The organism is Paraburkholderia panacisoli (assembly GCF_008369935.1).
Taxonomy (GTDB): Bacteria; Pseudomonadota; Gammaproteobacteria; order Burkholderiales; family Burkholderiaceae; genus Paraburkholderia; species Paraburkholderia panacisoli.
Window position 1 is genome coordinate 1 of sequence record NZ_VTUZ01000074.1, and the last position, 19,797, is coordinate 19,797.

At 64.4% G+C, this 19,797-nt stretch carries 19 protein-coding genes; 5 read left to right on the forward strand and 14 right to left on the reverse strand.

Annotated elements, in window-relative coordinates:
- Nucleotides 1-110 precede the first annotated feature (110 nt).
- Nucleotides 111-494, forward strand: coding sequence for a hypothetical protein (locus FVF58_RS47720; RefSeq protein ID WP_149676482.1), 384 nt, complete (start codon nt 111-113; stop codon nt 492-494).
- Between the two features lie 12 nt (nt 495-506).
- On the opposite strand, the gene FVF58_RS47725 is transcribed toward FVF58_RS47720, so the two are convergent.
- The 13 genes from FVF58_RS47725 to FVF58_RS47785 form a co-directional block, all read right to left on the reverse strand.
- Complete coding sequence (locus FVF58_RS47725) at nt 507-1,082, reverse strand: hypothetical protein (RefSeq protein ID WP_149676483.1); 576 nt, start codon at nt 1,080-1,082, stop codon at nt 507-509.
- On the reverse strand, nt 1,058-1,858 hold the full coding sequence (locus FVF58_RS47730; RefSeq protein WP_149676484.1) for a hypothetical protein: 801 nt from the start codon (nt 1,856-1,858) through the stop codon (nt 1,058-1,060). Before FVF58_RS47730 ends, FVF58_RS47725 begins: the two co-directional genes overlap by 25 nt.
- Nucleotides 1,833-2,210, reverse strand: coding sequence for a helix-turn-helix domain-containing protein (locus FVF58_RS47735; protein WP_149676485.1), 378 nt, complete (start codon nt 2,208-2,210; stop codon nt 1,833-1,835). The genes FVF58_RS47730 and FVF58_RS47735 overlap by 26 nt, the downstream gene beginning before the upstream one ends.
- Nucleotides 2,207-3,376 (reverse strand): NAD(P)/FAD-dependent oxidoreductase, encoded by a 1,170-nt coding sequence (locus tag FVF58_RS47740; protein WP_149676486.1) that lies wholly within the window; start codon nt 3,374-3,376, stop codon nt 2,207-2,209. The genes FVF58_RS47735 and FVF58_RS47740 overlap by 4 nt, the downstream gene beginning before the upstream one ends.
- Nucleotides 3,373-4,743: an FAD/NAD(P)-dependent oxidoreductase gene (locus FVF58_RS47745; protein ID WP_149676487.1), complete on the reverse strand. Its 1,371-nt coding sequence runs from the start codon at nt 4,741-4,743 to the stop codon at nt 3,373-3,375. Before FVF58_RS47745 ends, FVF58_RS47740 begins: the two co-directional genes overlap by 4 nt.
- On the reverse strand, nt 4,728-5,042 hold the full coding sequence (locus FVF58_RS47750; RefSeq protein WP_149676488.1) for a (2Fe-2S)-binding protein: 315 nt from the start codon (nt 5,040-5,042) through the stop codon (nt 4,728-4,730). The genes FVF58_RS47745 and FVF58_RS47750 overlap by 16 nt, the downstream gene beginning before the upstream one ends.
- Nucleotides 5,039-6,883, reverse strand: coding sequence for an ABC transporter ATP-binding protein (locus FVF58_RS47755; RefSeq protein ID WP_149676489.1), 1,845 nt, complete (start codon nt 6,881-6,883; stop codon nt 5,039-5,041). Before FVF58_RS47755 ends, FVF58_RS47750 begins: the two co-directional genes overlap by 4 nt.
- A complete protein-coding gene (locus FVF58_RS47760; protein ID WP_149676490.1) occupies nt 6,883-7,845 on the reverse strand; it encodes an ABC transporter permease in 963 nt (320 codons plus the stop codon). Before FVF58_RS47760 ends, FVF58_RS47755 begins: the two co-directional genes overlap by 1 nt.
- The gene (locus FVF58_RS47765; protein WP_149676491.1) at nt 7,842-8,795 is read right to left on the reverse strand and encodes an ABC transporter permease; all 954 of its coding nucleotides are present in this window, start codon (nt 8,793-8,795) and stop codon (nt 7,842-7,844) included. Before FVF58_RS47765 ends, FVF58_RS47760 begins: the two co-directional genes overlap by 4 nt.
- A gap of 216 nt (nt 8,796-9,011) precedes the next feature.
- On the reverse strand, nt 9,012-10,628 hold the full coding sequence (locus tag FVF58_RS47770) for an ABC transporter substrate-binding protein (RefSeq protein WP_149676492.1): 1,617 nt from the start codon (nt 10,626-10,628) through the stop codon (nt 9,012-9,014).
- A gap of 80 nt (nt 10,629-10,708) precedes the next feature.
- The gene (locus FVF58_RS47775; RefSeq protein ID WP_149676493.1) at nt 10,709-11,983 is read right to left on the reverse strand and encodes an NAD(P)/FAD-dependent oxidoreductase; all 1,275 of its coding nucleotides are present in this window, start codon (nt 11,981-11,983) and stop codon (nt 10,709-10,711) included.
- 69 nt (nt 11,984-12,052) lie between these two features.
- Nucleotides 12,053-12,721 carry a haloacid dehalogenase type II gene (locus tag FVF58_RS47780; RefSeq protein ID WP_149676494.1) on the reverse strand — a complete coding sequence of 223 codons (669 nt, stop codon included), beginning with the start codon at nt 12,719-12,721 and terminating at the stop codon, nt 12,053-12,055.
- Nucleotides 12,722-12,987: 266 nt separating this feature from the next.
- Nucleotides 12,988-14,466, reverse strand: a complete 1,479-nt coding sequence (locus FVF58_RS47785; RefSeq protein WP_149676495.1) for an aldehyde dehydrogenase family protein — start codon at nt 14,464-14,466, stop codon at nt 12,988-12,990.
- 275 nt (nt 14,467-14,741) lie between these two features.
- Between FVF58_RS47785 and FVF58_RS47790 the strand changes: the two genes are divergently transcribed.
- From FVF58_RS47790 to FVF58_RS47805, 4 genes are all read left to right on the forward strand, one after another.
- Nucleotides 14,742-15,614, forward strand: coding sequence for a GNAT family N-acetyltransferase (locus FVF58_RS47790; protein WP_149676496.1), 873 nt, complete (start codon nt 14,742-14,744; stop codon nt 15,612-15,614).
- Between the two features lie 5 nt (nt 15,615-15,619).
- Nucleotides 15,620-16,546, forward strand: coding sequence for a 2-hydroxyacid dehydrogenase (locus tag FVF58_RS47795; protein WP_149676497.1), 927 nt, complete (start codon nt 15,620-15,622; stop codon nt 16,544-16,546).
- 183 nt (nt 16,547-16,729) lie between these two features.
- Complete coding sequence (locus FVF58_RS47800) at nt 16,730-18,127, forward strand: aspartate aminotransferase family protein (RefSeq protein ID WP_149676498.1); 1,398 nt, start codon at nt 16,730-16,732, stop codon at nt 18,125-18,127.
- Between the two features lie 54 nt (nt 18,128-18,181).
- Complete coding sequence (locus FVF58_RS47805; RefSeq protein ID WP_011491802.1) at nt 18,182-18,679, forward strand: Lrp/AsnC family transcriptional regulator; 498 nt, start codon at nt 18,182-18,184, stop codon at nt 18,677-18,679.
- Nucleotides 18,680-18,757: 78 nt separating this feature from the next.
- On the opposite strand, the gene FVF58_RS47810 is transcribed toward FVF58_RS47805, so the two are convergent.
- Entirely contained in the window at nt 18,758-19,714 is a 957-nt protein-coding gene (locus FVF58_RS47810) for a LysR substrate-binding domain-containing protein (RefSeq protein ID WP_149676499.1), read from the reverse strand.
- Between the last annotated feature and the right edge of the window lie 83 nt (nt 19,715-19,797).

Sequence of the window (19,797 nt, forward strand, 5' to 3'; positions counted from 1 at the left end):
TCGATGACTACGACGCGCTGCTTCCCTGGAAGATGCCCTCCGAACCCCGCTGACCTGCATCGCTACCACACCTCAAGCGCTCTGCCACCTTACTCTGAAGGGCGTCGTTCGTGGATCGCATACAGTTGAATGCCGGCAAAATTGCGGCCAGGCAGGATCTCACGACGCTCCCACCACCCGCCTCAGCGTCACCGACTGCCGCCGTAGGCGTCGGGGCCATTGGCGGCAGCGGGATCAGCAGCGGCGTGGGTCTTGGGGCAGGCCTGAGTTTTGATATCACGCGTCTGTTCCAGAAACATCCCGATGAACCGGTGCGCGTCTACCGGTACAGCGTGCAGTTGAAGGATGGTTCGATGCGCGAAGTCGACAGTGTCCTGGAGCTGCAACCTGGAAACTGTGTGAACGTGATCGACTCCCGGCAGGCTGGCTATCCGAAACTGGTGGCGGCGAGCGGGCTGCTGATCTGTCGTTTTGGCGTGGCGGTGCTCCTATAACAGGGAGCGTCGTCACGGCACGTCAATCCAGTCAGGATTCCGGACCTTCTTCACCCTCTTCCGGGTTTTCCTCCTCTTCTTTCTTCCTTGGCGGTTCCGGCTCATGCGGCGCGGCCTCGCTGCGTTCAACGCCGCTGCCGAATTCCGACGGCGCTGGCGCGGTCTCGCCCTCGCCCTCGCCCTCACCCGTCTCCATGCCACCGAAGCCTGCACCGCCAAAGTCGGGCATCCCGCCGCCACCCATGTGCCCTTCGCCGCCTCCCCAAAGCCGTATTCGCCGCCGCCTGATGTGTCAGAGCTGGAGGAGTAACTGTCGGTGGCTTCCGTCGTGCTCTTGGCCTGGACCGCCTTGAACTTCTCGTTGGCCAGGTTTGTGATCGGCAACAGGTCCTTGAAGAAATCGCCGAACGCCTTCTGCAGCTGTTCGATATGCTCGGTCTGCATCCTGTAGACATCGACGAGTGGCTTGCCGTCCTCATCCATCGTGGTCAGCTGCGCGAGCTCGGGCAGCATACCGTTCTCGATCATGTACAGACGGATGAAATAGGCCTTGGCCACCTCCTTCAGGGTTTCGATCTTCGCGGCCACGTCGCCAGCCGTATCCACGTTGAAGAACTTTTCAGAGGGCCACGCCTCCAGCCCTGCCTCAAGCGCCTTGGTGTAGGTCTCGAGCGCTGTGACCTGATTTCCAGCGTCGACGAGTTCGGCCGCGGCAGCGACACCTCGACGTTCATCAGGAATTCCACGAGGATCTGCTCAACGAGATATTCCTTCTGCTCCTCTCCCACATTTTTATCGCCAACTGGCCTGTCGGTCACAACGGGTACTTCAGCCTTGCGATCAGGTCGATGATTGGACCAGCGTCTTGCATCCTGCCGGTCCTCCTTGCTGACCTTGATCTTCGTGAAGTTATCCCGCAGGATCTGCTTCAGGTCAGCCATCGTCTCGGCCGTATTCATGACAAGGATACGCATGTGGGCCGCGAGCTGTGGATGGAATTCGTCCTGCAGTTGCATGACGCGTTTGGACATCAGCGTGTTGCTGGTGACGACCGAGGTGGCGAACTCGGGCTGGCTCGCCGGGTCGATGAGCTCGGGCGGCGTGCCGACCTTCATGAGCGCGCGCTTGCGCAGGTTGCGACCGTTGAGGCCGCTTCGATATTCGCCGGACTCCAACAAAAGAGAAAGTGATACGTTGTCTTTCCAGTTAAAACTTAAAGTCAACTGGAAACATGCTGCCATCAGTCCAAAACCGGCCAGCCCCGAATAGCTTGTGCGGATCCTGGAAGGTGGCCCGAACGCCGGGCAGTGATAGCGGGCTGGTGTTCTGTTCCACGTGTTAGCGAAGCCGAGCATGCACAGCACTACCGCACTCGTCCGTATGGCCAGCATTTGCCGCCGCGCGTTTCATAAACGTACTGGGGGTCATTCCACAGCATCGCTTGAAATGGCGGCCGAAATGGCTCTGGTCGAAAAAGCCCACCTCCGTCGCGACCACCGATCCCGGCACGCCTTCGAGCAAAAGCGTCTGTGCGCGCTGAATCCGCAGCCTGCACAGATAGCGATACGGCGACGATCCGTATTGCTGCCGGAACACCGTGGCGAAATGCGACACGCTGAGCGCGGACAGCGCGGCGAGTTGGGCGAGCGTCACCGGTTCGTCGAAATGAGCTTCGATGAAGGCGCGGGCGGCATTCAGGCTGATGGACTGTTTCATGACGTCACGATGGTCGAGCGGGCCGCCGGCTGTTTCGCGAAACGCCGGATGGAAAACGCGTCGAGAGGAATCGCCGTGCTGCCCGTGTCGACGAGTTCCGCCAGCGTCTCGCCGACGCCCGGGCCGATCTGAAAACCCGAGCCGCTGAAGCCGAACGCGTAGAACAAACCGTCGACCTGCCTGCTTGGACCGATTACCGGTTCGTTGTCAGGCAGATAGCTTTCCACGCCACTCCACACGCGAATGACATGCAGCGGCGCCAACGCGGGCACGAGCCGGCGCATCTGCGCCAGTTGCCGCACGGTATTGACGGGCAATACCGAGGCGCGGCTCGTCACAGCATCGGCGGGACCGGCTGGACCGCCGCCGACGATGATGTTGCCGCGTGGAATCTGGCGGAAGTAAATGCTCTCTTCCTTGACCGACGTGAACACGCCCATCGATGACTTGAACACGTAAGGCACCGGCTCGGTCACGCACATTTGCGGGCCGCGCGCGGTAAGCGGCGCCGTTTCGCCGAACTGTTCGGTTAGCCGGCTCGCCCATGCGCCGGCGCAGATCACGAGTTGCGCCGCCCAGTACACATCGCCCCGCGCGCTTTCCACGCGAAATCGCCCAGCGTCTTTTTCGACGCGCACGATCTCCGTGTCCTCGATCACCTGCGCGCCGCGCCGCGCCGCCGCGCGGCCGAATGCGGGCGCGGCGAGACGCGGGTTGGCGTGGCCGTCGAGCGGCGAGATCGAGGCCGCCAGCACCTCTCGGCCGAGAAACGGAAAACGCCTGAACATGGCTTCGCCGTGCAGCACTTCGAGTTCGAGACCGTAGGCGCGCGCATCGAGTGCGTACTGGTCGAAATTCTCCGCATCTTTCTGGTGGTAGCACACGCGCGTGTGGCCCGACGGCAGGAACTCGATGTCCTCGCCGAGCAGTTCCGCCGAGCGTTGCCACGTGCACAGTGCGCGGTTCGCCATCGCCAGTTGCGGCAGCGCGCGGCCTTGCCGGCGAATGCCGCCGAAGTTCACGCCGCTCGCCTGCTGTCCGGTGAGTCCGCGTTCGAGCAGAATCACCGAGCGGTTGCGCTGGCGCAGGAAGAACGCCGTCGTCGTTCCCATGATGCCGCCGCCGATCACGATCACATCGGCTTCGTTGCGGGCCGTCGCGCTCATTCGCTCACCTCTTCGGTCAGCGCCACGGGCAGCGGTTTGACCGGCGCCTGGCCGCGCAGCCGCCCCACCGATGATAGCGGCACGCACGCGGCCGCCGCGATGATCTCTGCGCCGGCGTGGCCGCAATAGCGTCCCTGGCAGCGGCCCATGCCGACGCGCGAAAACGCCTTCGCGCGATTGGCTTCCTTGGCGCCGCTCGCATGCACCACGCCGCGCAGTTCGCCGGCCGTGATCGATTCGCAACGGCAGACAATCGTTTCGTCCGGCAGCGACGCGGCAAATTTCGCCGGCCACGGAAAGGCTTTGCGCAAGCCCGCAGCAAAACGCGTGAAGCGCGCGAGTTCAGCGCGCAGGCCCTCCACGCCCTTGACCGGTATGCCTTGATCCTGCAAGGCGGCGAGCGCCGCAAGACGGCCGGAGCGTTCCGCCGCGTCGGCGCCGCGCACGCGCGCGCCGTCGCCCGCCAGATAGACGCCCTTGAGACTGCTGCGGCCGTCGGCGTCGATTTGGGGAAGCCACTGTTGCGTGTTCTCGTCGAACAGGAAGCGGCAACCCGCGAGGTCCGCGAGTTGCGTCTCGGGTCGCAGGTGATAGCCGAGCGCGACCGCATCGCACGTCAATTCGAGGCGCTTGCCGCCCGTTAACGCGACCTCGACCGCACTTACGCCGTCTTGCGGCGAGCCTTTGATTTCGAGCGGTTGCACGCCGCGATGAACCGGCACGCGTGCGTCAGCCAGTATGCGCATCAACACGATGCCTTTTCTGAGCGCGACGGGAATCGCCAGCAGGCGCGGCAACGCGGCCACGCGTTGCATGAACGTCGAAGTGTCGAGCACCGCGGCAACCTGCGCGCCCGCCTTCACGTACTGCGCGGCCACGAGGTACAGGAGCGGGCCGCTGCCCATCATGACGATGCGCGAGCCGATCGCGCAGCCTTGCGATTTCAACGCGACCTGCGCGCCGCCGAGGCTATAGGTACCGGCATGTTGCCAGCCCTTGACGGGCATCAGCCGGTCCGTCGCGCCGCTGCAGACGATCAGTGCATCGAACGCAAGGGTGTGGTATCGCGTGCCGCTCACCAGATGCACAGTGTTCGGCGAGATGTTCCAGACCAGCGTTTCCGGCAGATAGTCGATCCGGCTCTTCAGCGCGTCGAAGCTCTGATGCAACGACGCCGCGCGCTCCGCCTCGGTGCCATAGAGCGTCTCGTAGCTGCGCGAAAAACCATCCGGCTGACGTCGATAGATCTGCCCGCCGTCGCGCCGCCCTTCGTCGATCACGGCAGGCCGCAGCCCGGCTTCGACGAGCGCCTGCGCGGCGCGCACGCCCGCGGGCCCGGCCCCGATGATGACTACGCGCGGGGCCATATACCCTCCGGGGCTTGCGCCAGCCTGGTAACGATCGACATGCCGGGCATCGCCGGCGTAGTGCACGCACGCACACGCTCGCCTTGCGCGGTCCACACCCAGCAGTCCTGGCAGGCGCCCATCAGACAGAATCCTGCGCGCCGGCCGTCGCCGAATTCGGAATCGCGCAGCGTGCCCGTGCCGGTGAGCAACGCGACCATCAGCGTGTCGCCTTCGGCGGCCTCGCGCACCACGCCGTCCACGGTAATCGGAAAGGTCTTGCGACCCCTTTCCGCGAGGCGCACAAATCGTCCGCTCATGCCGGGGTCGCCTCCACGGTCTGCAAACGGCTCAGTTCGGCGGCCGGATGGTGGCACAGAATCTCCGCGCCCGAGGGCAGCTTCTTCAACGAAGGCGGCGTCATGTTGCACTTGCCGTCGATACGCACCGGACAGCGCGCGCGGAACGAGCACAACTCGGCAACGTCGGCGCTCTCGCCCATCGCCGGCAACGCAGTGGCGACGATGTCGCGACGCGCGTCGAGCCAGCCGGGTTTCAGCGCGGGCACCGAATCGACCAGCAAGCCGGTGTACGGGTGATACGGCGGCGCTGCGAGCACGTCGCGCTGGCCCGCTTCGACCCGATGTCCCGCGTACAGCACGATCACTTCGTCGCAGATCGCGCGCACGGTGGAAATATCGTGGCTGATGAACATGTACGACACGCCCAGTTCGCGCCGCAACTCGGCGAGCAGATCGAGGATCGCGGCGCCCACCACCGTGTCGAGCGCGGAGGTCACTTCGTCGCACAGAATCAAGGCGGGATCGGCGGCCAGCGCACGCGCCAGATTCACGCGCTGCTTCTGCCCGCCCGACAGTCCGGCCGGCATGCGCGTGGCGATGGACGCCGGCAGCTTCACCAGATCGAGCAGTTCCAGCATGCGTTTCTTCGCTGCCGGGCCACGCAGATGGTGATAGAACGCGAGCGGCCGTCCGAGGATATCGGCGATCGAATGACTCGGATTGAGCGCCGTGTCGGCGTTCTGGAACACGATCTGGATCTGCCGATACTGCTCCGGCGTGCGGCGCGAGATTTGCGCCGGCAGCGGCTCGCCGTTGAACAGCACCTCGCCGCGCGTCCGGTCGACCAGACCCGCCACCACGCGCGCGAGCGTGGTCTTGCCGGAGCCGGACTCGCCGATCACGCCGAGCGTGCTGCCGCGCGGGATGGACAGACTGACGTCGTCCAGCACGCGCACGGCGGGCGCACCCTGGCGGTCGATGCGGCCATAACCCGCGGACAGTCCGCGAATCTCCAGCAGCGGCAGCACGTTTTTGCCGAGGTTCTGCGGCAACTCCAGCGCGGCTTCGGGGCGGCGAGTAGCGGCCAGCAACTGGCGCGTGTACCCATCCACGGGCGCGTCGAGCACTTGCGCGACCGCGCCGTTCTCCTTCACCGCGCCGCCGTTCAACACGACGATGCGGTCCGCCATCTGCGCGACCACCGCCAGATCGTGCGACACGTACACGGCCGTGGTGCCGAGTTCGCGCACCACCTTCTTGAAGGCCGCGAGCACTTCGATCTGTGTGGTGACGTCGAGCGCGGTGGTCGGCTCGTCGAACACCACGACGGCCGGGTCGGTGATCAACGCCATCGCCGCCATCAAACGCTGCAACTGGCCGCCCGACACCTGGTGCGGATAACGCTCGCCGATCGTTTCAGGCGCGGGCAGCGCAAGCGAGCGGAACAGTCCGATCGCTTTGGCGCGCGCGGCCTCTTTCGTCATGACGTGATGCAGTAGCGCCGGTTCAGTGACCTGATCCATGATCGTGCGCGCGGGATTGAAACCGGCCGCCGCGCTCTGTGCGACATACGCGACGGTGCGCGCCCGCAACGCGCGGCGCCCCTTCGCGTCGAGCGACAACACGTCGAGCTCGCCGATGCGCACCGAGCCCCCGCTGATCGTGCAGCCCGAGCGCGCATAGCCGAGCAGCGACAGCGCGATGGTGGTCTTGCCCGAACCGGACTCGCCGATCAGCGCGAGCACTTCGCCCTTCTTCACCGAAAAATCGACCCCCTTGACGATCTCCGTCACCGGCCCCGGCGCCGCCCCCGCGACAACTCTCAGGCCCTTTACTTCGATCATGTCCCGATCAGCCATCACGCACCTCCGTGGCTACGGCTGCGACGCCGCAGGTTGTCGATCAGCAGGTTCATGCCGATGGTCAGCGTCGCGATCGCAACAGCCGGCATCAGCACGGCAGGCGCGCCTTCCGACAGGCCGCCGATGTTCTCGCGCACGAGCGAACCCCAGTCGGCGTTCGGCGGCTGCACGCCGAGACCGAGGAAGCTCAGCCCGCTCAGCAGCAGTACGATGAACACGAAGCGCAGGCCGAAATCGGCGAGCATCGGATGAATCATGTTGGGCAGCACTTCGACCCGCGCGATATAGAAGATGCCTTCGCCGCGCGCCCTCGCCACCTGCACGTATTCGAGGCCCATCACGTTCACCGCGAGCGAGCGCGAAATGCGGAACGCGCCGGGAATGTAGGCCAATGCGGCGACCGTGGTCAGCATCGGAATCGACGAACCGAACGCGGCGATCACGACGAGCGCGAGCACCTTGCTCGGGATCGAAATGAGCGCGTCGAACAGACGGCTCAGGATTTCATCGACCCAACGGCCCGACACCGCCGCGAGGAGGCCGAAGAACGTGCCGATCACGCTGGCAAGCACCGCCGCGGCGAGCGCGAGGCCGACCGTGTAGCGCGCGCCGTAGAGAATTCTGCTGAGCATGTCGCGGCCGAGATAGTCGGTGCCGAGCGGATAGGCCGCGCTGTAGCGGCCGAAAATTTCCGTCGAGGTCAGCGTGCCGCCTTTGTACGGCGCGACCAATGGTCCGATGAACGCGACCAGCAGCCAGAACGCCACCATCAGCAGACCGATCAAACCGAGCACGGAGAAGCGGTGCACGAGGCGTTTGAGCATGCTGTGTTTCAGCGCCGCCGCTTCCACGGGCGCCGGCTCGACGATCACTTCGTCACGGCGCACGTCGTACAGCTCCGTGGTGGCGTGAGGAACGTGATGCGGTAGGTGATGCGGATTGGTAGATTGGCTCATCATCGACGCAGCCTCGGGTTGGATACGATTTGACACAGGTCGGCGATCAGCACGAGCGCGAGATACGCCGCGCAGAACACCATCACGCAGCCCTGCACGAGCGGCATGTCGCGGTTGGTCACCGCGTCCACCATCAGGCTCGCGAGACCGGGATAGTTGAAGATCGACTCGACGATCACCACGCCGCCGAACAGATACGACAGGCTTAGCGCCACGGCGTTGGCAATCGGGCCGATGGTGTTCGGCAACACATGCCGCCACACCACGCGCACCGGTGAGGCGCCCTTGAGCAAGGCCATTTCCACATACGACGCGTTGAGCTGGTCGAGCACCGCGGCGCGCGTCATGCGCGCCATCTGCGCGACGAGCACGCAGCACAGCGTCATCACCGGCATCGCGTAGATACGCAGCAGCGCGCCGAACGAATGCACTTCCGACAGATACGACAGCGCCGGCAGCCAGCGCAGCTTGACGGCGAAGATCAGCACCGCGATCGTCGCGATCAGGAATTCCGGCACGGCCACTGTGGAGAGCGTCAGCACATTGAGCGTGCGGTCGAGCAGCGAGCCGCGAAACATCGCCGACGAGATGCCGATCAACAGCGCCACCGGCACCGAGACCAGCGCCGTGAGACCGGCCAGCACCAGCGAGTTCGGCAGGCGCGTCGCGATCAGTTGGCTGACGGGCAGATTGTTCGACAGCGACGTGCCGAAGTTGCCGCTGACCACATGAAGGAGCCACACGAAGTAGCGTTGCAGCGCGGGCTGGTCGAGGCCGAACTGATGGCGCAAGGCGGCCACGGCTTCGGGGGTCGCCGCCTGGCCGAGCGCCTGCTGGGCCGCGTCGCCGGGGAGCAGCCCGGTGATGGCGAACACGACCGCCGACACCAGCAGCAGCGTGAGCAGCGCGAGGCCGAGTCGCGCGGCGATGAGACGTTGCGCATGTGCTTTCATCGAGTCACCTCATGTGTCGACCTGAGTTGGCGCTTTAGCACCTACTCAGGTCCCATGCAGAGCTGTCGACCAGAGTTGGCTTCAGCACCTACTCTGGTCCCCTGCAACATAATTGCGGCTGAAGCCCCCCGCCGCTCAATCAGCGGCGCGTGTTGCCGATGTGACTCTCCACTGCGTCAGACCGGACACCCTCCAGGACTGCCCAACCGACCCGGCTCAGGTTTCGAGCCAGACGTTTTCCGCAAACATGAAGCCCATCAGCCCGGCGAGCGGAATCGAACCCAGGCCCTTGAGCTTGTTCGTATACGCATCGAGCGAACTCTGAAACAGCGGAATACCGATGCCGCCGTTTTCATGCACCAGCACCTGCATATCGCCGTAGATCTTCTTGCGCTTGGCGTCGTCCGGTTCGCCCCGCGCAGCCACCAGCATCTGGTCGAACTTCGGGCTTTTCCAGTTCGCTTCGTTCCACGGTGCGTCCGACTTGAAGAACTGCGTGAAAATCACGTCGGCGCTCGGACGCGCGTTGACGTTGCCAAAGCCCAGCGGATGCTTCATCCAGTGGTTCGACCAGTAACCGTCGGCCGGCACGCGCGACACCTGCAGATTCAGACCGGCTTGCGGCGCGACCTGCTGAAGGAACATCGCCATTTCAACCGACCCATCCGCGGCCGGCGACGCGAAAATCTGGATCGGCGCGCTGCCGATCTTGGCCTTCTGGAAATGAAACTTCGCCTTGTCCGGATCGAACGCACGCTGCGGCAAGCCGGCCAGGTAGTACTTGTTGGTCGGATCGATCGGCTGGTCGTTGCCGATCGTGCCGTAGCCCTGGAAGATCGCCCGGCGCATCTGCTCGCGGTCCTGCAGGTACATCATGCCTCGACGAAAATCGTCGTTGCCGGTAATGCCGCCTTCGTCGCGCACGATCAGGTCAGTGTACAAGCCGGTCTTCGTCTCCAGCACGGAGAAACCACCCGCACCTTTGATCTGCGTGGTCGAACGCGGGGTCAGCGCGTTGATCAGCTGCACGTCGCCCGAAAGCAGCGCGTTCACGCGCGCCGATTCGTCGCCAATGCCAATCAGTTCGACTTCGTCGAGGTGCGGCATGCCCGGCTTCCAGTACTTCTCGTTTCTCACGCCGACGGTGCGCACGCCCGGCGAGAATTCCTTGACCTTGAACGGGCCGGTGCCCACCGCGGTTTTGAAGTCCTTGGTGCCGTCCTTGATGATCTGGAAATGCGAGGTGGCAAGAATCACCGGCAGATCGGCGTTCGGACCTTCCAGCGTGATGGTCACTTCATTCGGACCGGTGGCCTTCACTTCCTTGATCTGGTCGGCCAGCGTCTTTGCTTTCGACGCGGTTGCCGGATCCTTGTGGCGCATGATCGAGTACACCACGTCGGCCGGCGCGAGCACCTTGCCGTCGTGGAACTGCACGCCGCTGCGCAGCTTGACGACCCACACGGTGGCGTCCTTCGTCTCGAGCGATGTCGCCAGCGACATCTTCGCGCCGAGGTGCGAGTCGAGCTCGGTCAGGCAGTTGTAGAACATGAAACCACGAACGTAATCGGTGCTGAGCGCGCCCTTCGCGGGATCGAGCGTATCGGCCGCGGAGGCGGACTGCGTCGCCACGCGGATCTTGCCGCCCTGCTTCGGCTGTGCCTGCGCCAAGGCCGCACCGCTCGCGCTCAGCAAACCAGCGCCCGTGACCGACATCATGCCGGCCGCGGCCATCGCGCGCAGCACGTCGCGCCGCGAGGCGCCCCTGGCCGTCAATCGCTCCAACCCGGTGCCGAGTTCAAGAGCGCCATGTTGCGAGTTTTCCTTCTTCATCGAACTTCTCCGCGAGGGTGAGCAACGAGGTTGAGCAGGCGTGGCTGCGTGGGTTTGACTGCCAATCGAACAACGAACGATCAATAAAAAATGTCTTTGATGCGGTAGTACGTCCCCACGAGCGGCAGGAACCAGGGTTTGCCGGTATGGCCGGGAATCGCTGGCCACTCGGACTCGCGCCACGGATTCCGGTCTTCGTGGCCTTCCATCACGTCGGCCATCACCTGGCCCATGTGTGTGGACATCTGCGTGCCGTGGCCGCTGTAGCCCATCGAAAAATAGATGCCGTCGTGTTGGCCGGCGTGCGGCAGACGGTCGGCGCTCATGTCCACCAGACCGCCCCAGCAATAGTCGATGCGTGCGCTCGCGAGCATCGGAAACATCGTGGCGAGGCCTGCCTGCAGGATGCGTCCGCTCTTCTCATCGGACGGCCGTTCGGACGCCGTGAAGCGCGCGCGTCCGCCGAACAGCAAACGCGAATCGGGCGTCACGCGGAAGTAGTTGTGCATCAAACGCGTGGTGGTGTATGCGCGCCGGTTCGGGAACACTTGCGCCAGCAAATCCGGCGACACGGGTTCCGTCACGACGATGAACGAACCGACCGGTGCGAGGCGCCGCCGATACCAGCCGAACGGACCATGCCGCGACGGGCCGGTCGCGATCAGCACCTGCTTCGCGCGCACTTCGCCGCGCGCCGTGGTGATCCGGAAGCCGCCGCCGTCTTTCACGATCGCGGTCACCGCCGCGTTCTCGTACAGCTTCGCGCCACGCCGCACGGCGGCCTCGGCGAGACCGACCGCGAACTTGCCCATATGCATCTGGCCGCCGTGCCGTTGCAGCAGTCCACCGTAAAAACTGTCGGACTGGATTTCGCCGCGGATACGGCTGCGGTCGATCAGTTCAATATCCGTATCCACTTCACGGCGAATCGCCTCGGCCGTCTTCTCCAGATGCGCGAAATGATGCGGCTTGGACGCCAGCTTCAGCTTGCCGGTCGCGATGTAATTGCAATCGATGCTTTCCTCGCGAATCAGCCGCTCGACCGTATCGACGGCATCCGAAAACGCGCGGTAGCAGGCGCTCGCGCGCTCGACGCCGAGTTGCGCGACCAGCGCGACGAAGTCCTGCGCGACCCCGGTATTGACCTGCCCGCCGTTGCGTCCGGACGCGCCACCGCCGATGCGGCCCGCGTCGAGCACGGTCACCGTCGCGCCGCGCTTGCCCAGCGCCTGCGCGGCCGACAGTCCGGTGAAGCCGCCGCCGATCACCACCACATCGGTCTGGCCGTCGACCGGACCCTCGCACGCCGAAAGCAGGGGCGGCGCAGTGTCGAGCCAATAGGAATCGAGCTTCATCCGGTCAGTCCTTGAGATAAGCAATGAGCGAGGCGACGAGCAGTCTTCACTACGAGAAACAACCGGCTCTTACAGGCCGAGTTCCGCGGCCAGATGTGGAATGTCATTGACCTCGTAGTACTGGTAGTACGGCGTCGACGGCTCGTGGCCGCGCTTGACGAAGGCCTTGTGTTTGACTCCCATGTCGTGCACGGTCATCAGGTCGTAGCGCAGGCTCGACGACACGTGCAGCACGTCTTCCGGATTGCAGTTCAACTGGTCGAACATGTATTCGAAGCCTTGCATGCGCGGCTTGTACGACTGCGCCTGCTCCGCCGTGAAGACCGCGTGGAACGGCGCGCCGAGCTTGTCGACGTTGCTCTGGATCTGGTCGTTCGAAGCGTTCGAGAGAATCACCAGCTTGTACTTCTTCGCCAGACGCGAGAGGCCTTCCGGCACGTCCGGATGCGGACCCCAGGTCGGCACCGCCTTGTAGATCTTCTCGGCTTCCACTTCATTGAATTCGACATTCATGCGCTTGCAGGCGCGGCGCAGCGCATTGACCACGACATCGCGATACGGCTTCCATGCGCCGAGCACTTCGTCGCGGCGATAGCCCGCATAGAACGCGACGAGCTTTTCCAGGTCTTCGGTATTCAGCAGATGCCCGAACATCTCGCGGGTCATGTCGGCCATGCGGAATTTGGTCAGCGTGCCGTAGCAATCGAAGGTGATGTATTTCGGTTCGAATTCGATCATGGTGCAGTCCTATCGTGATGGTGAACTCGCGGTCGGAGTTCATTGGCGAAAACCGCTTTGCGTGGGACCGGAGTAACTGCTAAAGCGCCAACTCCGGTCGACAAAAGCTCATTCCTGTAAAAGATTTAATCAGCGCAAAAACATAGATGTTCCTGATTAGGGCGTTGCTGGTGACACAAACCATGCGTTTTGAGGCTGCTGACAGCACAGAATGCGGCGATCGGGCTGAAAGCCTTGTCCGTGCTGGGTTTGCAGCCGGCATGCAGTCAGGCGCGCAGATCGATCAACACGCTTTTGAAACGCAGGTTCGCCTCGTAGGCCTGGCGGCCCAGGTCCTTGCCGATGCCCGAGCGCTTGTAGCCGCCCGTGGGAATCATGAAGTCCGAAGTGCGGCCATAGCGGTTGACCCACACCGTGCCCGCTTCGAGCCCGCGCACAAAACGCAGCGCCCGCCCCAGGTCGGCGGTATGCACACCGGCTGCGAGGCCGTACTCGGGATGCAGCGCGAGCGCGAGCGCTTCTTCTTCGGTATCGAAGGTCTGCAGCGTCAGCACCGGACCGAAGACTTCTTCACGCACGGCTTCGGAGTGGGCCGTGACGTCCGTGAGCAAGGTCGGGGTGTAGAACGCGCCGTCAGCGCCGCCATCAGCCCGGACGCCGCCGTAGCGCAGCGTCGCGCCGGCGTCCAGCGTGCGTCCCACAATGCCTTCGATGCGCGCTGCCTGCGGTGCCGAGATGATCGGCGAAAGCGTGGTCCCGGCGGCCCACGTCGCACCGGGCTTCAACTCGGCGAAGACCTTGCCGATGCGCTCGGCAATCGGTTCGGCGAGGCTTCGCTCGACCAGCAGACGCGAGCCCGCCACGCACACTTGTCCCGCGTTGCCCGTGATCGCACCGGCGATGCGGCGCGCCACGTCGTCCAGACGCGGCGCGTCGGCGAATACGATTTGCGGGCTCTTGCCGCCCAGTTCGAGCGTGACCGGCTTGGTGCCGCTGTTCGCGCACGCGGCCATGATCGACGCGCCGGTCCTCGTGGAGCCCGTGAACGTGACCTTGCTGATCTTCGGATGACGCACCAGCTCGTCGCCGGTCACTCTGCCATCGCCCTGGACCACGTTGAAGATGCCCGCGGGCACGCCTGCCCGCACGGCCAGCTCGGCGAGCCGCAAGACCGAGAACGGCGTCATCTCCGAAGGTTTGAGCACCACGGCATTGCCCGCCGCCAGCGCCGGGGCGATCTTCCACGAGGCCATGACCAGCGGGAAATTCCACGGCGCGATCGCGCCGATCACCCCATACGGCTCGGCGATCGTCATGCCGAGATGATCGTGGTCGGTAGCCGCCACGTCGCCGCCGAGCTTGTCGGCGAACTCAGCGTAGAAGCGAATGCCCTCGGCGGTGAACGGCACGTCCCAGCCGATCGCCTGTGCAATCGGACGCGTCGAGCCGAGCGCTTCCAGGCGGCCGAGCATGGGCGCATCGTCTTCGACCAGCTCGGCGAAACGGCGTAGGATCTTCGCGCGCTCACGCGGCGCCATGCGCGCCCAGCCACTGTGTTTGAAAGCCTGCCAGGCGTTCTCGACCGCGCGGTCCACCATGGCGGCATCGGCGAGCGGCACGCACGCATACACCACACCGTCCGACGGCCGCGCCACCTCGATGCGACGCTCGCCCGCTTCCACATATTCACCGCCGATGTAATGGCCGCTGCGAATCGCGACGTCGTCCGGATTGAAGCTGTCCATGAGAATGGGTTCCTGTGTGACTGGCTGGTGGTCCGTGCGGCGCGTTTCGAAGACGCCGCCATGACAAAATCGTAGAGCCGCGGGCCTGGCATATGTCGCCGACAAAAATCGCCACGCAGCAGAACTCACCTGTAATGCGTGCCCAGACCTGGCGTTTTGCATCGAATTTCGATGCGGCCCATTCCGGGGCACGCAATAAAAAGATCGTCCTAGTCACACCGCGCACCGGGTGACAAAGTGACGGCGTAAGCCTTCAGTCAACCAGGGAGCACGGCGTGTCCGATTCGATTACCTACAGACGCTTCACCCTCGACGACATTGCCGCCGCGCACGCGTTGACGGTCGAACTTAAATGGCCGCATCGCGCGGACGACTGGAGATTCGTCGCGCTTCTGGGCGTCGGTTTTGTCGCGCAAGACGCGAGCGGCGTGATCGGCACCGCCCTGTGCTGGAAATACGGCACCGAGCGCGCCTCGCTCGGCATGGTGATCGTGTCGCCGGCGCACCAAGGGCGCGGCATCGGCAGAAAGTTGATGGACCTGGTGCTGGAAGAACTCGGCGGCCGCATCACCTTCCTGCACGCCACCACCGCCGGCCAGCCGCTGTATGAAAAGCTCGGCTTTCGCGCGGCCGGCACGCTCGACCAGCATCAGGGCGCGGCATTTCAGCCGCCGCTCGTGTCGCTGCCGCCGGGCGAGCGTTTGCGCCCGCTCGGTTCGAGCGATACCGCGCGCCTCATTGAACTGGCCTCGCGGGCGAGCGGTCTGGACCGCGGCGAAGTCCTGCCCGCGCTGCTAGGCGCCGCCGACGGCATCGCGCTCGACCGCGACGGCGAACTGATCGGCTTCGCGCTGTTTCGCCGCTTCGGACGCGGCTTTGCGATCGGTCCGGTGGTCGCGCCCGCTTCGGAAGATTCGAGCCGCGCCAAGGCGCTGATCAGCCACTGGCTGGCGCTGAATGAAGGCGTGTTCGTGCGTATCGATACACCGGGCGAAAGCGGTCTGACCGAGTGGCTGGAACAGCTGGGCTTGCCGCGCGTGGACACGGTCCTCAAAATGGTCCGCCCCGTCACGCCGGGCGAACCCGCGAGCGGCGGACAGGATGCGCATTACCTGCAATACGGCATCATCAACCAGGCAATCTTCTAACCGCCATGGCCTTCCTCTATAAAGCCGACCCGGCGCGCGGCGCCGAGTGGGCGAAATTCTTCGCGCAGAAGGCGCCGGATCTGCCGTTTCATATCTGGCCCGATCTCGGCGATCCGGCCGCGATCCGCTATCTCGCCGCCTGGCAGCCGCCTGAAGATCCCACCCGCACTTTCCCCAATCTGGAAGTCGTGTTCTCGGTCGGCGCCGGCATCGATCAGTTCGATCTGTCGGGCGTGCCGGTGCATGTGCCCGTCGTACGCATGATCGAGCCGGGGATCGTCGAAGGGATGGTCGAATATGTCACGCAGGCCGTGCTGACGATTCATCGCGATCTGTTCGACTACCGGCTTCAGCAACAGCAGCAGGTCTGGCGCGAACTGCCGCTCAAGCCGGCCAGTGGCCGCCGCATCGGCGTGCTCGGGCTCGGCGTGCTGGGCACTGCCGTGCTGGAAAGGCTGCGCCTGTTCGCCTTCGCCTGCGCGGGATGGAGCCGTTCGGCTCGCGAGATCGAGGGCGTGGACTGTTATGCGGGCGAAGGCGCATTGGATGCGTTTCTCGCGCGCACCGATATTCTGATCTGCCTGCTGCCGCTCACACCCGCCACCCGCGGGCTGCTCGACGCGGAGTTATTCGCGAAGCTGCCGCGCGGCGCGTCGCTGATTCAAACGGGTCGTGGCCCGCATCTGAACCAGCAGGATCTGCTGGCGGCCCTCGCAAGCGGTCAGTTGCACTACGCCATTCTCGACGTGACCGATCCCGAGCCGCTGCCCGCTGGGCATGCGCTGTGGACGCATCCGCGCGTGCGCATCACGCCGCATATCGCCAGCGCGACGCGGCCCGAAACCGCCGTTGAAGTGGTGCTGGAGAACCTGCGCCGCCATCGCGACGGCTTGCCGATGCTTGGCCAGATCGACCGCGCGCAAGGCTATTGAGGGCGGCACCGCGCGAAACGCCCGCACGACGCCGCTTTTCAGCGTCCGCAGCAGAAAATGCTGAGGCCGCGCATCAAAACGCGTCGTGCGCGCTTTTCAGGCAATTGTTTAGGTGAGCAGGCGATCGCCGCTGATCAGTAGTATGGAACGGTCAACAGCCCCTTCCCGCGACGAGAAACCATCATGCCGATTCAATCGCTTATCGAAGCCGACCGCAAGCATCTGATTCACCCCGTCATCAACTACCGCGCGCACGAAGCACGCGGCGTCACCATCCTCGAATCCGCCAGCGGCGCGTTTCTGCGCGACGCGGCCGGCAACGAACTGCTCGACGCGTTCTCCGGACTCTGGTGCGTGAATGTCGGCTACGGCCAGCAGAGCATCGTCGACGCGGCCACCGCGCAGATGCAGAAGCTGCCCTATGCGACCGGCTATTTCCATTTCGGCTCGGAGCCGGCCATCGAACTCGCGCAAAAGCTGGTCGAGGTGTCGCCCGCTTCGCTGCAACACGTGTACTTCACGCTCGGCGGTTCAGATGCGGTGGACTCGGCGCTGCGTTTCATCACGCATTACTTCAACGCGACGGGCCGCCCGTCCAGGAAGCACATCATCGCGCTGCAACGCGGCTATCACGGCTCGTCGACCATGGGCGCCGGGCTCACCGCCCTGCCCGCGTTTCACCGCAACTTCGATCTGCCGTTGCCCAACCAGCATCATCTGCCGTCGCCGTACGCGTACCGCAATGACTTCGCCAGTGACGCCGCATTGATCGCCGCCTCGGTGGCCGCGCTCGAAGCAAAGGTGGCCGAGCTCGGCGCCGACAACGTCGCCGCGTTCTTCTGCGAACCGATTCAGGGCTCGGGCGGCGTGATCGTGCCGCCGGTCGGCTGGCTCAAGGCGATGCGTGAAAGCTGCCGTAAGCTGGGCGTTCTGTTCGTCGCTGATGAGGTGATCACCGGATTCGGCCGCACGGGTCCGCTGTTCGCCTGCCAGGGCGAAAACGTCGAGCCCGATCTGATGACGGTGGCCAAAGGCCTGACCGCGGGCTATGCGCCGATGGGCGCCGTGCTGATGTCGGACGAAATTTACCAGGGCATTGCGGACGGCGACGCCGAGGCGGTCGTCGGCCACGGCCATACCTATTCGGCGCATCCGGTGAGCGCGGCCATCGGCCTCGAGGTGCTGCGCCTGTATCACGAAGGCGGGCTACTCGCGAACGGCGTGGCGCGCGCGCCGCGTTTCGCGCGCGGGCTCGACGCGCTGCTCGCGCATCCGCTGGTGGGCGACTCGCGCCACCGCGGCCTGCTCGGCGCGCTCGAACTCGTCGCCGACAAGGACAGCAAGGCGCGCTTCGATCCGGCGTTGAAACTGTCCGAACGGATCGCCGCCGCTGCGTATGAAAACCGCCTGATTTTCCGCGCCTTCGGCGACAACATTCTCGGCTTCGCACCGGCGCTCTCGTACACCGAGGCCGAGTTCGATCTGCTGTTCGAACGGCTCGCAAAGACCCTGGACGACGTTCTCGCACAACCCGACGTGCGCGCCGCGTTGAAGGTCAAAACTCATGCGGCTGCATGCTAGAGTAGAGGACCATCCCAGCCCCCTTACATCCATCGCCGGAGCGACGACGTTACGATGAGCAGCGACTGCAAGCTAGACCGGATTGACCTGCGCATACTTTCCCAGTTGCAGAAAAAAGGCCGCATAACCAACGTCGAGCTTGCCGACGCGGTCGGGCTGTCGCCCAGTCCCTGCCTGATCCGGGTCAAGCGTCTGGAGAAAGCCGGCTACATCATCGGCTATGGTGCGCAGATCCAGCTCGAAAAGCTCGGCGACGTGCAGATCGTCTTCACCGAAGTCACGCTCGCCGATCATCGGCGGGAAGACTTCATCAAGTTCGTGAATGCGATTCGCGACGTCGACGAGATCGTCGAGTGCCATCTGGCAAGCGGCGGCTACGACTACCTGCTGAAGTTCGTGACGCGCAGCGTGAGCCACTACCAGAGCATCGTGGAAGGTCTGCTGGAACGCGACATCGGTATCGAGAAGTACTTCAGCTACGTGATCATCAAGTCGCCGTTCGTGAAGAGCCATTACCCGCTCGAAACGCTGTTCTCGCAGAATCACCACTAGGCGTTGCCTGCTCTCCGAGCCGCCGGATCTTGCCGCTCAGACTTTGGCGAGCGACGCTCGCGACGTCGCGCGACGTGGTTAACGCCTGGCAACTCCGGCCATGTCCCCGCCGGCCGCCCCCTCGGCCGGCGGACTCCACTGCGCGAATTCCTCGCTCAGAAAGTCCACGCACACCCGCACCTTCGCCGACTGCGCGAGCCTCGCCGGATAGACCGCCCACAGATTCGCCGGCTGCGTGACCTCGGGCAGCACCTGCTGCAACTGGCCGCTTGCGAGCAGCGGCCCTACATCCCACATGGAGCGCAGTACGATGCCGCGTCCGGCGAGCGCCCACTGAACCGCCACTTCGCCGTGATTGGTGGACAACGGCCCCGTGACCTTGATCGAGACCGGCTCGCCGCGCACGGTCAAACGCCACAGACCGAATGGATGGTCGCGCTCCTTGATCGCAAGACACGCATGCGATGAAAGCTCCGCAAGCTGGCGCGGCGCGCCATGCCGCGCGAGGTAGCCGGGCGACGCGCACAGCACACGATGATTCGACGCGAGCCGCCGCGCGATCAGATGTGGTGCGATCTCGTCGCCGATGCGCACATCCAGGTCGAAGCCTTCGCCGCCCACGTCAACGAGACGATCGAACAGATCGAGCCGCACGCTCAACTGTGGATAGCGCTCGGAGAAGCGCGCAAGCGCCGGCGCGACGAAGCGCCGGCCGAAGCCGAAGCTGCTGGAAATGCGCAGCTTGCCGCCGGGAATGCGGCGCGTGGTGGAGACGTCTTCCACGAGCTGATCGACATCGTCGAGAATCTTTTCCGCCCACGTGTACACACGCTCGCCCGCTTCCGTGATCGCGACCCGGCGCGTGGAACGGTGCAACAAACGCGTACCGAGCGTAGTCTCCAGCACGTTGATGCGCTTGCTGACGTAGGCCGCGGACACCGACAGGGCCTCCGCCGCCGCGCTGAAACTCGATTTGCGCGCCACTTCGCAAAACACGCGCAAATCGCCGAGATCGGGTGATGGGACGGCGCTCATAGATCGATGGAGGCAGCGGAGTTTGTACACGAATCGTGCACAGTGGCTTAACTAAAGCGACCATTTTAGTCTCAAACAGCAGG

Coding starts and splice junctions, on each gene's coding strand:
- FVF58_RS47785 (WP_149676495.1), bottom strand. CDS start 14,466: ATGGACAGCTTCAATCCGGACGACGTCGCGATTCGCAGCGGCCATTAC.
- FVF58_RS47735 (WP_149676485.1), bottom strand. CDS start 2,210: ATGAAACAGTCCATCAGCCTGAATGCCGCCCGCGCCTTCATCGAAGCT.
- FVF58_RS47765 (WP_149676491.1), bottom strand. CDS start 8,795: ATGAAAGCACATGCGCAACGTCTCATCGCCGCGCGACTCGGCCTCGCG.
- FVF58_RS47810 (WP_149676499.1), bottom strand. CDS start 19,714: ATGAGCGCCGTCCCATCACCCGATCTCGGCGATTTGCGCGTGTTTTGC.
- FVF58_RS47795 (WP_149676497.1), top strand. CDS start 15,620: ATGGCCTTCCTCTATAAAGCCGACCCGGCGCGCGGCGCCGAGTGGGCG.
- FVF58_RS47745 (WP_149676487.1), bottom strand. CDS start 4,743: ATGGCCCCGCGCGTAGTCATCATCGGGGCCGGGCCCGCGGGCGTGCGC.
- FVF58_RS47755 (WP_149676489.1), bottom strand. CDS start 6,883: ATGGCTGATCGGGACATGATCGAAGTAAAGGGCCTGAGAGTTGTCGCG.
- FVF58_RS47775 (WP_149676493.1), bottom strand. CDS start 11,983: ATGAAGCTCGATTCCTATTGGCTCGACACTGCGCCGCCCCTGCTTTCG.
- FVF58_RS47770 (WP_149676492.1), bottom strand. CDS start 10,628: ATGAAGAAGGAAAACTCGCAACATGGCGCTCTTGAACTCGGCACCGGG.
- FVF58_RS47800 (WP_149676498.1), top strand. CDS start 16,730: ATGCCGATTCAATCGCTTATCGAAGCCGACCGCAAGCATCTGATTCAC.
- FVF58_RS47805 (WP_011491802.1), top strand. CDS start 18,182: ATGAGCAGCGACTGCAAGCTAGACCGGATTGACCTGCGCATACTTTCC.
- FVF58_RS47750 (WP_149676488.1), bottom strand. CDS start 5,042: ATGAGCGGACGATTTGTGCGCCTCGCGGAAAGGGGTCGCAAGACCTTT.
- FVF58_RS47780 (WP_149676494.1), bottom strand. CDS start 12,721: ATGATCGAATTCGAACCGAAATACATCACCTTCGATTGCTACGGCACG.
- FVF58_RS47740 (WP_149676486.1), bottom strand. CDS start 3,376: ATGAGCGCGACGGCCCGCAACGAAGCCGATGTGATCGTGATCGGCGGC.
- FVF58_RS47760 (WP_149676490.1), bottom strand. CDS start 7,845: ATGATGAGCCAATCTACCAATCCGCATCACCTACCGCATCACGTTCCT.